Origin of the sequence: Arthrobacter methylotrophus (assembly GCF_039539965.1) — a bacterium.
GTDB lineage: Bacteria > Actinomycetota > Actinomycetes > Actinomycetales > Micrococcaceae > Arthrobacter > Arthrobacter methylotrophus.
On sequence record NZ_BAABED010000001.1, the window covers coordinates 3,397,293 to 3,410,529 of the forward strand.

Annotated in this window: 10 protein-coding genes; 1 reads left to right on the top strand and 9 read right to left on the bottom strand. The window is 62.5% G+C overall.

The features are described from left to right. Positions 1-1,407: a glycosyltransferase family 2 protein gene (locus ABD884_RS17710; RefSeq protein WP_345048677.1), complete on the bottom strand. Its 1,407-nt coding sequence runs from the start codon at positions 1,405-1,407 to the stop codon at positions 1-3. Positions 1,408-1,641: 234 nt separating this feature from the next. On the opposite strand from ABD884_RS17710, the gene ABD884_RS17715 reads away from it, so the two are divergent. Next, on the top strand, positions 1,642-2,109 hold the full coding sequence (locus tag ABD884_RS17715; RefSeq protein ID WP_345048679.1) for a very short patch repair endonuclease: 468 nt from the start codon (positions 1,642-1,644) through the stop codon (positions 2,107-2,109). Here the strand turns inward: ABD884_RS17715 and ABD884_RS17720 are convergent. The 8 genes from ABD884_RS17720 to ABD884_RS17755 form a co-directional block, all read right to left on the bottom strand. Then, positions 2,051-2,284 carry a PLDc N-terminal domain-containing protein gene (locus tag ABD884_RS17720; RefSeq protein ID WP_028266259.1) on the bottom strand — a complete coding sequence of 78 codons (234 nt, stop codon included), beginning with the start codon at positions 2,282-2,284 and terminating at the stop codon, positions 2,051-2,053. The genes ABD884_RS17715 and ABD884_RS17720 overlap by 59 nt on opposite strands. Before the next feature lie 62 nt (positions 2,285-2,346). Next, positions 2,347-3,537, bottom strand: coding sequence for an McrC family protein (locus ABD884_RS17725; protein WP_345055000.1), 1,191 nt, complete (start codon positions 3,535-3,537; stop codon positions 2,347-2,349). Positions 3,538-3,628: 91 nt separating this feature from the next. Further along, positions 3,629-5,860 carry an McrB family protein gene (locus ABD884_RS17730; RefSeq protein WP_345048683.1) on the bottom strand — a complete coding sequence of 744 codons (2,232 nt, stop codon included), beginning with the start codon at positions 5,858-5,860 and terminating at the stop codon, positions 3,629-3,631. 56 nt (positions 5,861-5,916) lie between these two features. After that, positions 5,917-7,848, bottom strand: a complete 1,932-nt coding sequence (locus ABD884_RS17735) for a DUF5107 domain-containing protein (RefSeq protein ID WP_345048686.1) — start codon at positions 7,846-7,848, stop codon at positions 5,917-5,919. A gap of 152 nt (positions 7,849-8,000) precedes the next feature. Further along, complete coding sequence (locus ABD884_RS17740) at positions 8,001-8,738, bottom strand: copper homeostasis protein CutC (RefSeq protein WP_345048690.1); 738 nt, start codon at positions 8,736-8,738, stop codon at positions 8,001-8,003. Positions 8,739-8,789: 51 nt separating this feature from the next. Further along, positions 8,790-9,206 (bottom strand): acyl-CoA thioesterase, encoded by a 417-nt coding sequence (locus tag ABD884_RS17745; RefSeq protein ID WP_345055002.1) that lies wholly within the window; start codon positions 9,204-9,206, stop codon positions 8,790-8,792. Between the two features lie 95 nt (positions 9,207-9,301). Continuing rightward, positions 9,302-11,407, bottom strand: coding sequence for an ABC transporter ATP-binding protein (locus ABD884_RS17750; protein ID WP_345048692.1), 2,106 nt, complete (start codon positions 11,405-11,407; stop codon positions 9,302-9,304). Then, complete coding sequence (locus tag ABD884_RS17755) at positions 11,404-13,137, bottom strand: ABC transporter ATP-binding protein (RefSeq protein ID WP_345048695.1); 1,734 nt, start codon at positions 13,135-13,137, stop codon at positions 11,404-11,406. Before ABD884_RS17755 ends, ABD884_RS17750 begins: the two co-directional genes overlap by 4 nt. Positions 13,138-13,237: the final 100 nt, after the last annotated feature.

A 13,237-nucleotide genomic window follows, 5' to 3' on the forward strand; every position in this document is an offset into this window, starting at 1 on the left:
TTAAGCCTTCGGGGATTCGCCGGGCTGTGCGCGGCTAAGGTGTTTCCATTTGGCCTGCCGGCCGAGGGAGATGTCAATGATCCCCTTGACATACACGACGTTGAGAAACATATCGAAAAACAACTCCGGAAAGAGGGTAACCGCCAAGATCCGGGCACGCCAGCCGCCTTTCCATGCCGTGACAACTCGCTCTGTCGAGAAGACAATCCCGATTCCCAGCCAGAACGGAAACCAAACCCAGTTATCCAGCGACAGCACCATCAAGACGATGAGCAGAAGGTAGGCGCTGAGGGCGATGACTCCGTAGCCAATGCCGAACTGCTGCGCCCAGTAGCGAAGTGTCTGGGGCGTGGCGCCGTACGCGCCAAGGTTTTCGAGGGCTCCCCGCTGCCAACGGAGTCTTTGTGACCACAAGGTGCGGAAGTTCGGCATAAGCTCGGTGACCACGGTGCACTGCATGGGTGAAATCATGAGTCCGCCGAGGGACTTCAAAGCGATCGTCAGCTCATTGTCTTCGGTGAGCGATGCCGTGTCGTAGACGTCTCCGTGAATTCCCGGGATCGATTCACCACGGCTCTGGGCAACTGTGCGCAGAGCCCGGGGACGGAAGATTGAGGCCGTACCTGTCAGCACGAAGACGCGGCCACGCCTGCGTCCGATTTCACGGGAGTACCGTATGTATTCGTTGCGTTGGAATTGGCCGATAATTCCGTACCCTTCCTCGCCATAGAAAAGGCCTCCGACGGCCATCAAGGCCCTGTCATTGCTCAGCCGCGCCACTGCGACTTCCAGGAATCCGTCGTCAAGACTGGTATCGGCGTCCATGACCATGACGACGTCGTTATCCCCTTGGCCTGGCAGCAGCCACTTCAGCGCCTGGTTGAGGGCGCCGGCCTTCTTCTTCGTGTTGTCCACGGATTCAAAGACCTCAACCCCGGCCTCACGGGCGAGGGCGACAGTTGCATCCGTACAGTTGTCGGCAACCACGATCACGCGTTCCGGGCGGTGCGACTGGGACAAAAGCGAAGCGATCGTCGCCGGCAGGGAAACTTCTTCGTTGTGCGCAGGGATCAGGACGGTCACCGTCACCGGGCCGGCATACACTCCGCGGCTTTCCGCCATGACAAGTTTTGGAGCCAACGGTGTCTGGGGATTCGCGGAGCGACGCGACCTGTTGGCAATGCGCCGCTCTAGCAAGGCAACGGCAACGGAAAGCAGAAGCGCGAAGGCGATGGCCGCGAGAATCACGCGGGGCTGCGGTGCCTCGGTGTCGTAGAGCACGCTCCAGACGCCAAGGACGATGCCCTCGGCCCGCGACGGAACGGCTGAGTTTCCCGTCGAGGCAATAGCGAACCATAGGAGGGCAGCCGCACCGCCGACAGTTACCGCTATAACAATGCCGACCATTCGCTGAAATAACCCTCGGCCCATGGGTCGAAATGCTAACAGCCCTTCGTCGCGGGTTGAACCTTACGTTTCTTCTTCAAGCAATAAGTTGACATTCCGGCCTCGGCCGCTTGACTCTCCCGCACTTTTAACCTCTATACCCGCATCGTTCCTTCTCCTGATGTGAGCGAGCGTCGGCGGAAAGACCCACATACGTGAGCGAGCGTCACGGGGTGCGCTGCGTAGACTGGGGACATGGGCGAGAGCCGCGATCTGCTGACGCCTGAGCAACGCAGCCGGAATATGTCCAAGATCCGGGGGAAGAACACGAAGCCCGAGCTCTTGGTCCGTCGGCTCCTGCACGCCAAGGGGTACCGGTACCGGCTCCATGGCGTGACCGCGGGCGGGAAGTTGCCCGGCAGCCCGGACCTCGTTTTCGCTGGCCGCCACAAAGTGATTTTTGTGAACGGTTGTTTTTGGCATTTCCACGACTGCAAGGCCGGACAGCACGCGCCAACGGCCAATGCGGACTTCTGGGAAGCCAAGCGAACCCGCACCCGGGAGCGCGACGCCGCGCAGCGGGACCTGCTGAGAGCCTCAGGTTGGGAGGTTCTCACCGTGTGGGAATGCGAGCTGCGGGACCGTTCGGCTTTGGCGGATCAGCTTATGCAGTTCCTCGACGGCGGCCGAACAGGAAGTAGCTCAGCGGCCCAAAGAAGTTGATGAAGCTTGCAGCCCGCCACAGGGCCTTGCTTCCCCTGATCTGGGCCTCCGGGGTCTTCGAGATGCTGCGTTGTGCCGCCACAAGCAACGCCATTTGTCCCGCGCCCACGATCATAACGCCTGCGCGTTGCCCAGGGGTCATGTCCTTCCAGGATTTCTTCTTCTTGCCGCTCATAGTGCCTCCATCTGCAAAAGACTGCCCTCTGAGCCTAACCCGGCTGCCGCCCCGAAGGAACATCACAGAAGCGCCTGTCGCACCACTTCTCCCCAGGACTGCTGGGCCAGGTCCGTGACGGCGGCAAGAATCTCCGCCGGTGGCTGCGACAAATCCAGGGGATACTCAACAATGTCGATGTCCGTATTGAGGATCCTCCGCAGTTTCATCTCTCCCTTGCCCGCGTAGACCAGCCACGCCGTGGGCACTTGAAGCGCGGTGCAGTAGGCCAGGAGCTGGTAGTGGTCAGCGTTCAGCGATGCCCCCGAATCCGTGGCTGCCTTGTATTTCGAGTCGTACACCACCACGGGCCTGCCTCCCAGGAAATGCACGGCGTCCGGGCGCACCGTGAGGCGGTCCGAATCCCGCACGGCTTCGTTGAGGGTGGCGCCGTATTGGAGCCGCATTTCCCCGGGATGTGCCCGCATGGCCTGACGTAAAGCCACGCCCACGAATTCCTCAAACACAGTGGACATGTCCACTACAAACGAGGCGGTCTGCTGTTTCCCCTCGCCCGCTTCGGCGGAGGCATTCCGCAGGATCAGCTCGGCCAAGCGGAGCACGGGGTGGTAGCGGAGATTCATGCGGTTGGCCTGCCACTTCGGGAGGGGCGCCCCGGACTGCAGCCGGGTAACGGCGTCGAGCTTTCCCTTGAGCTGCCGCAAGCGGCTGAGCACGTTCTGCCGCACGCCAGGGACCTTGCCCATCCGCTCAAGCGCCGCACGCAGGATGCGGTTTTCGGCAATGTCCTCGGTGAATTCGTCATACGAGACTTCCAGCGGAACCAGCATCCCGGGACGGCGCGAGATCTGGTCCGAGATCCGGATACGGCCCTTGACCGTCCGGAGAGACTCGTCCACGGTGAGGTACCCCTGCAGCGGGCCGCGGCTGAGGGCCCGCTCGGCCAGCTGGGCGAGGGATTCCGCGAGCGCACTCCACAAGTCCTGGTGCTCGACGGCGGCCACGGATTCCTCGCGGAAGCCTTGGTCCCCGGCGTAGCTGAGCAAGAAGAGCAGACGGCTCAAGCCCAGGCGGTCCTTCGGCCGTACCTCGAACTGGACGGTCGGCGTCCGCACGGACCCGATCTTGCCCACGGGCTCGATCCGGTAGATGCCCATGCCCATGGTCGAAGCCTTCGCGAGCCCGCTGGAGTTAATCAGCGCGGCGGTGTCCGGGTCAAGCTTGTCCACGATGCCGCAGGAGAGTTCGTCCATCACGATGTGGCGGACGGCCGGGACCTTCGTGGAGGCTCGGACCGCCGGCTTTCCGATGCCCGGGGCCCGGACCGGCCGCGGCGGAGCGGTCTTAGCGGGCCGCAAGTCGACCCAACAACTGGTCCAGACCGAAGCGCTCCTCCAACTGGGCCCGGTTCAATTGACCGTGGTAGTGCTCCTCCAAGAGCGGCATGAGCTCGTATTTCCAGATTCGGCGCAACCCGGCCGGGTTCTGGGCCGCGTTCTTCATGAAGTAGGAGGGGCCGATCATCAGGTCACGGTCCCAATCGTCAATGGAGTCGTTCAGGGCATCAAGCAAGTCCGCGTTGAGGGTGTCCAGGCCGCGTGCCGTGAGGAACCGCCGGAGCGAACCACGGATCGGTTCCACCTTCGGATGCAATTCCACGAACGCGAAGCGACGGCGGATCGCCGCGTCCATCATGGCGATGGAACGATCAGCCGTGTTCATGGTGCCGATAATGTAGAGGTTGTCCGGCAGGCTGAATGGTTCGTTGGGGCTGTATTGGAGGTAGATGCGGTCGTCGCGGTATTCGAGCAGGAAGTACAGCTCACCGAAGACCTTGGCCAGATTTGCCCGGTTCATCTCGTCGATGATCAGGAAGTAGGGCTTGTTGGAATTCCCGGGCTTCGCGGCTTCTTCAGCGAGGCGCCGCAGCGGTCCGGCCACGAGCTTGAAGGAAACCTGGCCGTCGTCGGTCTTGTCCGGCCGGTACCCCTCGAAGAAGTCCTCGTACGCGTAGGAGGGGTGGAACTGCACCAACTTCACCCGCTCATCGGTGCTGTCCCCTGCGAGCTCGGCAGCCAAATGCTTGGCGAGGTAGGTTTTGCCCGTGCCCGGAGGGCCGTAGAGCACCAGTTGACGGTTCTCCTCCAAGAGCTCGGCAATCTCCTTGAGCGGCTCAAGCTCCATGTGCAAGGACGCTGCGAACTCTTCCGTGAGGGGGCGGAACCCTTCAATCACGGGCTCGACGACGGTGTCCGGGGCGGCGGTCTCCTCGCCGTCGGATTCGGCTTCGGCCGGCAGGAGGGACTGCAGCGACTGGATGACCCTGGTGACGTCCACGACGATGCCCGAGGTGGAGAGCTGACGCTGGACGTGCCGGGGAGCTTCGGCAATCGGGTGCGTCTCGTCGAACCAGCGCACTTTGCGGCGGAGTCGGCGATTGTCCTCGTTGTGTTCCGGCTCGCCCAGGACCACACCGATCCTGATGGCTCCGGAGTTCTGGAACAGTGCGAGGTCGCCAGGCTTCATCACGGTCAAGAAGGCGAAAACTGCGGTCTTGGTGTCTTCCCGCTCGACGTAGCCGAGATGCTTGTAGTCCTCGTCCACGGCGTGCTGCACCACACCCGCTGTCACGCCGGGGGTGAGCTCGCGGAGGTGTTCGACGTCGAGCGTTGCCTTTTCCTCGTCCCTCCAAGCGGCGAGCAGCTCGGCGGAGTCCTGATGGGTGCGCAGCAGCCAGGCACGTCGGCCGGGATCTCCCACTTTGCGCCACTGGCTGACGAGCTGGCGATCGTACCAATCGATGCGCTGGCCGGCCTGTTCATCCAAGTGCAGCCGGATGCGGTGGACGTCCGCGGTGATGTCGGTTTCGCTTTCGCCGTGGGCACCGCCAACGAGCGAGGCGAAGGCGTCCCGAATTTCGCGCCGCTCGACGTCCGCCACCACAGGCTCGAAGTAGCTGGGCCACGCCAAGTATTCGATGCTCCGCCGTATGGCTGGCTGGTCCTCGGGTGTGGCCGCCGCGAGTTCGTGGAATTTCAGCGGGTCCTTGAGGGCTTTGTTGATGCTCGCGTTGGACTGGCCATCCACGTGCGCCACGAAGCGGCAGAGCCACGTGAGGTGGTCCCAGATGGTCCAGTTGAACTCCGCGGTGCGGTCACGGATGACGCCGTGATCGGTCATGCCCTGGTACAGCTCCTGGGGCAGCGCGAGCTCCGGATCGAGCCAGGACGCGGCCTCGGCAACGCGGGCGCGCTTGACCTTGAGCGACTTGACCTCATGCGCCAGCGGCAGGGACTGCAGGAAAAGGAGTTCAACGGCGAGCAACTTGGCCTCGCGGGATGCCCCTTCCAGGTTTTGGCGAAGATTTGTCATCATGGGCGCCTTGGAGTCTCCGACGCCGCGTTCCAGCCGTTCCAAGAGTTCGGCGGCGGCGTCCACGGTCCATGTGCGGGTAGCGGCGTCGAGCGCCGAAGCCTTGCCTTGCAGCCCCGGGCCCAACACAAACCACGCCGCATCTTCGATCTCCTTGGAGATACCGGGGGCACGGGTCAGTGGGGTTTTGGTGGAGGGAGTCACCCTGCCAACTTACATGGTTTGGCTGGATGCCTGCATCCGGAAAGTTGGCGCCCCCATCAGTGCATGGCGAAGCGGTACCCGGCAGGCACCGGCTCATCGGGGCATACTTGCTGCCACAAGGCGGCGATTCCGTCTTCACCTTCACGGATGTCCGGTATCTCGACGCCCGCCCGCAAAATCGCTGCCGCCTCCGGACTCCTGCCGACCCCCGCGAGGGCGAGCGCCGTCAGGAAGCGGACGCGTCCGACGTCGGACATTCCGGCAGGTGCCTCGCTCGCCAAGGCGAGTGCTTGGGCGGGGTTTCCGTGTCCGATGCTGAGGTTCATGGCTTCGCTGAGCAAGGGGAGGTTGGAGGGCTCCAGCCGGCTCGCCGTGGCAAGTTCAGCCAAACCTTCGTCAGTGTTGTCGGTGGCAAGGAGCGCAAGGGCCCTGCCCCGGTGGGCGAGGACCTTGGAACGTGGCGAGAGGGCGTCGGCAGCCAGGGCCGCGCCGTATCCGGCGATCGCACCGCCGAGGTCCTGGCGGGCGTGCTTCATCGTGGCCAGATGGAACTGGGCTTCCGCTCCCCCATCGTTTGCCAGGAGTTCTTCCCAATCGGCTCCGGCCACGAAGCTCCCGGCGCCTGTGAAGGTCCCGCCTTCCAACAGGCAATGCCACGGGCCTGTTTCCTCGACAGCTCCCAGCTTTACGTCATTGGCGAAAGGGGTGCCGATTTCGTCCACCCACGCTTTTCCTGAGTGCCGGCGTCGGGCGCTCTCCAAAGCACCCCAGGCGCCACCGCGCACCAACATCTCGTCCGGCGGCAGCGCGAAGTTCCGCGTGGCTTCGGCCAGCGCGTCTTCCAACTCCGCATCAGGGACAAGGTCTTCGAGCCGGGCGCCGGCATGTGCCACCGCCGCATCCCAATTCTGGCTATGGGAGGTTGCGGGATCGAGCCTGGCATTACCGTAGGCCTCCACCCAAGACCATTCGGCCCGGGCGGGCATGGCCAGATGCTCGAACTGGGTTTGCGCCAACCCTGCCTGGATTTCGGCGTAGGGCCCGGCTCCGGGGCTGAGCCATTCCTGCCAGCGCTTTCCGCCGTCGCCCTGGCCCCAGACGAACAGCTTCTTCCCCCGCAGGAGGCTTGTGGAGAGCATGGCGAGGCCGTCGCCGTCGTGGTCTACCGCGGCGATCCAATGCCGGTGCCCGGGCTGGATGTCGAAGAAGAAATCCGCTGCGTGCGGGCTGTTGACCAGCCATGTGGCATCCGTGCCCTGGTGTTCCGTGGGCCGGACACGGGAGATGTCCGTGGTGTAGTCGCTTCCGAAAGCCTCCGTCGCGGGGGCTATCACGCGAGTTTCGGTCGTTTCCGGAACGGCGGCATTGCTCCACCAGTACATCGGGACATCGTGGTCATGGGGGTTCCTGATCCGGACGGCGGTGAGGAGCACGTCCGAGTCCTCCGGAAGCCACATGTCCACTTGGAAGACCACCCCGCGGAGGCGCTCAAACTCCCACATCCTCAGGACCTCGTACCCCTCCGGCGTCTTGACGATGGCGGTGTGCACCGGATCGCACGTTGTGGGCGAGTGCCCGCGGGTGCCGATGTTCCATTCGAGGCCGCCGGCGAACCAGACCTTTCGCAGCGCGATATTGGCGAACTGCATGGTCCCGTGGGTGTGGAGGAGATGCTTTCCCGACGCCTTGTCGAAGAGCTCCCACAGCCGGCCGCCCAGGGTGGGAAGCACAACGGCACGCAGTTTGCTGTTCTCCAGCACGACCGCGGGAATCTCGCGGGCTGTCAGCTCCCGCGAGTACCCGTCCTGCATCAGGTACGGGAACATGTTCGGCACTTGCCCGTAGCGGGCCGCGGCCTGCAGCTCTTCGGGGACATCGTCGCCGATTCTGTATGGCTGGTCCAATTCCGCGATGACCGCCGGCAACGGGTTGCGAGAGCCCAACTCCGCCATGTTCAGGGTGATAGGGAAGAAGCTCAGGTTTTGCATCTTTATGACTCCTAGATGGCATTTTCAATCGCGATATTTCATCTATCTTTGACGCCAGCCGCCCCTGTGTAAAGGGACTCGCCCAACTAACTCGCACTTAATGTCGTTCTGGGCGCTCAAAACGACGTTAACTGCGAGTCAGTTGGGGGGTGTCACCCGGCGGCGATGCGTGCGGCCCTTACCAGCTCCCGGTTGGTGACCATGTACGCCGTCGGGTCTGGCTCTGGCGAATCGAGTGCACGATCGCTGTTCTTCCAGGTGGAAATCGTGGACTTGGCTGACAAGTGAACCGCACTTAGCCCTGAAGCGTGCAGTGCGGGGATATCGTCCAGGGCGAGTCCGCCGCCTGCCATGACCTCAATCCGCCCCGCTGCCCGCTGGACCATGCGCTCGAGGGTCACGATCCCTGCTCCCACGGTGGCGGCTCCCCCGGAGCTGAGCACCCTCGTGAATCCAAGTTCCACGAGCTGCTCGACGGCGGCCGCTGGGTCTGGTGTTTGATCGATGGCCCGGTGGAAGGTCAGTTGGGCATCGGGATTGGTCTCCAGCGCTGTCTCGACGAGTTTTCGGGTGGCCAGGACGTCGATTTCGCCGGCAGCCGTGAGGACTCCGATGACCACTCCGTGAGCCCCTTGGGTCAGCAAGCACCGGACCTCGCGGTTCATGGTGTCCATATCCGCGCCGGAGTACAGGAAATCCCCAGGCCTGCTACGAATCAACGCATGGATCTCCAGCCGTCCGCTGGCAGCTTCCTGCGCCGCTTCCATCAAGCCTTGGCTCGGGGTCAATCCCCCGAGCTCCAAGGCGCTGCAAAGTTCAATCCGGTCCGCCTCCTCATGGGCGGCAACGGCAGCGCCCTGGGCACCGACGGCGACGATCTCGAGTTTCATGGGGAAACTCTACGGCCACCGGGGTGCACAGGGCGCTGCTTCCACGCTTCGCTAGGCGCGATAGGGCTCCAGCTGCTGTTTTTGCTCCGGAGTGAGCCTGCGAACCCTACCCGTGGACTCATCCACAAAGGCTAAATGCGTGCTGGCTTTGACGCAGTCCTGGTCCGTCACCGGATCTTTGATGAGGTAATGGAGGTCAAAGCTGGCCCCCTTCAGGGCACCGACCCAGATTTCAACAACTGCCGGAATGTTCCGGTATTCCAAGGTGCGGACGTACCGGACCCTGTGCTCCACCACAAGGGTCATGACACCATCTTCGACATCGTTGAAGATCGAAACCGGTGGTTCCACCCCGGGCAATCCGGCACCACGGGGCGGACCGAAGGCCGCGATACGGGCCTCCTCGAGCATGCGCACGATCTGGACATTGTTGATGTGCCCGTAGGCGTCCATGTCGCCCCAACGCATGGGCACGAGCACCTTAAGGCGCTGGCCCGGGGCTGGCTCCCGCGTTTGCATAGCGCCCGGCTCCTGCGTCGTTGCTGCAACTCCGGAATCCGCGTTCAGCTGTGCACCGCCGTCGAATCATCCACAACGGCTTCCCCAGCATCCTCACCGGCAAACTGCGACATGTACAGGCGATAGTACGCGCCCTGCAATGCGAGCAGTTGGTTATGGTTGCCCTGCTCCACGATGCTGCCGTCTTCCATCACCAGGATAGTGTCGGCGTCGCGGATGGTGGACAAGCGGTGGGCGATGACAAAGCTGGTGCGGTCCGTGCGGAGAGCGGCCATGGCTTTCTGCAGCAGCAGTTCGGTTCGCGTATCAACGGAGCTCGTGGCCTCGTCGAGGATCAAGAGCGAGGGATCAGAAACGAAGGCCCGCGCAATGGTGATGAGCTGTTTCTCGCCCGCGCTGACGTTGTTGCCTTCCTCATCAATAATGGTCTGGTACCCATCCGGCAAGGCCCGTACGAAACGGTCCACATAGGTGGCCTTGGCCGCTTCCATAATCTGTTCCTCGGTGGCGTCGAGGTTGCCGTACTTGATGTTGTCGTAGATAGTGCCGCCAAACAGCCACGCGTCCTGGAGCACCATGCCCACCTTGGAGCGAAGCTCGGAACGGCTCAGCTCCTTGATGTCCACGCCGTCCAGGGTAATTCGGCCCGCGTTGAGTTCGTAGAACCGCATGACGAGGTTGACCAAGGTGGTCTTACCCGCGCCCGTGGGTCCGACGATCGCCACCGTGTGTCCTGGCTCAGCGCTGAGGGAGAGGTTCTCGATCAGCGGTTTGTCGGCAACATAGCTGAAGGAAACGTTCTCGAATTCAACGTGACCGTCCGTGCGCGGGGGCAAGTGACGGGCTGCGTTCTCCGGCATCTCCTCATCGGCATCGAGGAACTCGAAAACGCGTTCAGCCGAAGCCACACCGGACTGGAGCATGTTGGCCATGCCCGCGATCTGGCCGAGGGGCTGGGTGAATTCACGCGAGTACTGGATGAACGCCGTGGCATCGCCGAGGCTCATGGAACCGGAAGCCACACGCAAACCACCGACGACGGCGATGCCCACGTAGCTGAGGTAGGAGACGAAGTTCATGGCCGGGAAGATGATGCCGGAAACAAACTGTGCCCCGAACGAGGCCTTGTAGAGGGCTTCGTTGCGCTCGTCGAATCGTTCCAGCATGTCAGCATCGCGCCCGAAGACCTTGACGAGTTCGTGGCCCGAGAACGATTCCTCGATCTGGCCGTTGAGGGAACCGGTGTTCTTCCACTGGGCGGCGAAGAGCTTCTGGCTGCGCGAGCCAATCACGCCGGCAAGGACGCCCGAGAGTGGCAAGGCAACCAACGCGATCAGGGCCAGCTGCCAGGAAACAATGAACATCATGATGGTGATGCCGAAGACCGTCAGCACCGAGCTGACCAGCTGCGCGAACGCCTGCTGCAGTCCTTGCTGGACGTTGTCGACGTCGTTGGTCACGCGGGAGAGGATGTCGCCGCGCTGGCGGGTGTCGAAGTAGTTCAGGGGCAAGCGGTTGAGCTTGGCCTGAACGTCATTGCGGAGGCGGTTGATGACCTTCATGACGATCTTGTTCAGGATGAAGCCCTGGGCCCACAGGAAAATGTTGGCCACGAAGTACATCAAGAGCACGATCGAGATCAGAAACGTCAGCTTAGAGAAGTTGATCCCGTTGGTGAGCTCCATCTTGGAGACCATGTCCGCAAAGTTGTTCTGGCCAGCTTGGCGGAGGCCTTCTGCGAAGGCCTCTTGGCTCACGCCGGGGGGCAACTGCTTGCCCATGACCCCGCCGAAGATCACGTCCATGGCGCTGCCGAGGATCTTCGGAGCGATGACGTTCAGGACCACCGAGACCACCACGAGGCCGATGACAAAGACCACGCCCGCGGCCTCGGGCTTAAGCAGTCCCAGGAGCCGCTTGGCCGATGGCCCGAAAGCCTTGGCTTTCTTGGCCGGCAAGTTGCCGAACATGCCGCCGTCGGCCTCACCTGGCGTGTATTCGGTTTCTTCGACGTCGTCATCGTCTGCCACGATTACGGCACCGGCCGCGTCTGCGTCCTTCGCTTCCGCAGTTTCGCGCGCCGACCGTGCCGCTTTCGCTGCTTCGGCTTTCGCGGCCCGGCCACGCTTTTGCTGATTCTGTTCGCTCATGCCACTTCCTCCGCGCTCAGCTGGGATTCGACGATCTCCTGGTAGGTCGGTGACGTGTCCAGGAGCTCCTCGTGCGTGCCCCGGTCAACGATTCTCCCGTTGTCCAGGACCAGGATCTGGTCCGCATCCGCAATGGTGGAGACGCGCTGCGCCACGATGATCACCGTAGCGTCCTGCGTCTTTTCCTTCAGGGCCCGGCGAAGGCGGGCATCCGTAGCCACATCCAGGGCCGAGAAGGAATCGTCAAACAGGTATACCTTGGGCTGCGTCACCAGGGCCCGGGCGATGCAGAGGCGCTGCCTCTGGCCACCGGAGACGTTGGTGCCGCCCTGAGCTACCCTGCGGTTGAGCCCGGAAGACTTCTCCATGACGAAGTCCTTGGCCTGGGCTGTTTCCAAGGCATCCCAGAGTTCCTGGTCCGTGGCATCAGTCTTGCCAAAGCGTAGATTGTGCTCGATGGTTCCGGAAAACAAGTACGGTTTCTGCGGCACTGTGGCCACCCGGCTGGTGATTTCCTCGCGGTCCAGGCTGGTGACCGGAACGCCGTCGAGCAGGACGTCGCCGGACGCGACGTCGTACAGGCGCGGCAACAGCGACACCAGGGTGGTCTTCCCGGCGCCGGTGGAACCGATGATCGCAAGGGTCTGGCCCGGCTCCGCGGTGAAGGAAATGTTGCTCAACACGGGCGCCTCAGCGCCCGGGTATTTGAAGGTGACATCGCGGAATTCGACGCGACCCTTCTTCTCCGCCGGCGCTACTGGCGCCTCGGGATCGTGAATGGAGGGTTCGACGTCGAGGACCTCGCCGATGCGGTCCGCACACACGGAAGCGCGCGGGATCATCATGGCCATGAAAGTACCCATCATGACTGCCATGAGGATTTGCAGGAGGTACTGCAGGAAGGCAGTCAGGGAACCCACCTGCATGTTGCCCGCATCCACCCTTTGGCCGCCGAACCACAGCACTGCTGCCGTGGAAAGGTGCAGGATCATTCCGATCGCCGGGAACATCAAGACGAACAAGTTACCGATCTTGACCGAAACCAAGGTGAGGTCCTTGTTGGCGTCACCGAAGCGCTTGGCCTCGTACGGTTCGCGGACGAAAGCCCGCACCACACGGATGCCGATGATCTGTTCCCGCAAGACGCCGTTGATGGCGTCGATCTTCTTCTGCATCGAGCGGAAGAGCGGCATGAGCCTGACCACCAGGTAACCGACCACGGCCACGAGGACCGGAACTGAGACCCAGACGAGCCAAGACAGGCTGAGGTCCTCGCGCAAGGCCATGATGATGCCACCGACACACATGATGGGTGTGGAAACCATGAAGTTCAGGCCCATCAGCATGAGCATCTGCACCTGCTGAACGTCATTGGTGCCGCGGGTAATCAACGTGGGTGCGCCGAAGCTGTTGACGTCCTTAGCGGAGAAGCTGCTGACCTTTCGGAAGACGTCCCTGCGCAAGTCGCGGCCCATGGCCATGGCTACGCGGGAGCCGAAATAGACCCCCGCGATCGCCGCAATAACCTGGCCGAGGGCGACGGCGAGCATCAGGGCACCGGTCTGCCAGATGTAGTTGGTATCCCCCCGGGATACCCCTTCATCGATGATCTTGGCGTTAAGGCTTGGAAGGTACAGAGTCGCAATGGTGGAGGCCAGCTGGAAGATAATGACGGCCGTTATCTGCGGCAAATACGGCTTGGAGTAGCGCCGTATCAGGGTGACAAGCATGCCCACGGATCCTTAATGAGAGAGTGCGCGAATGGGTTGAGAACCTATGAGTAATACAGATACCAGCAGGCGCTGACAGTATCAGTCCCCCAACTCTACG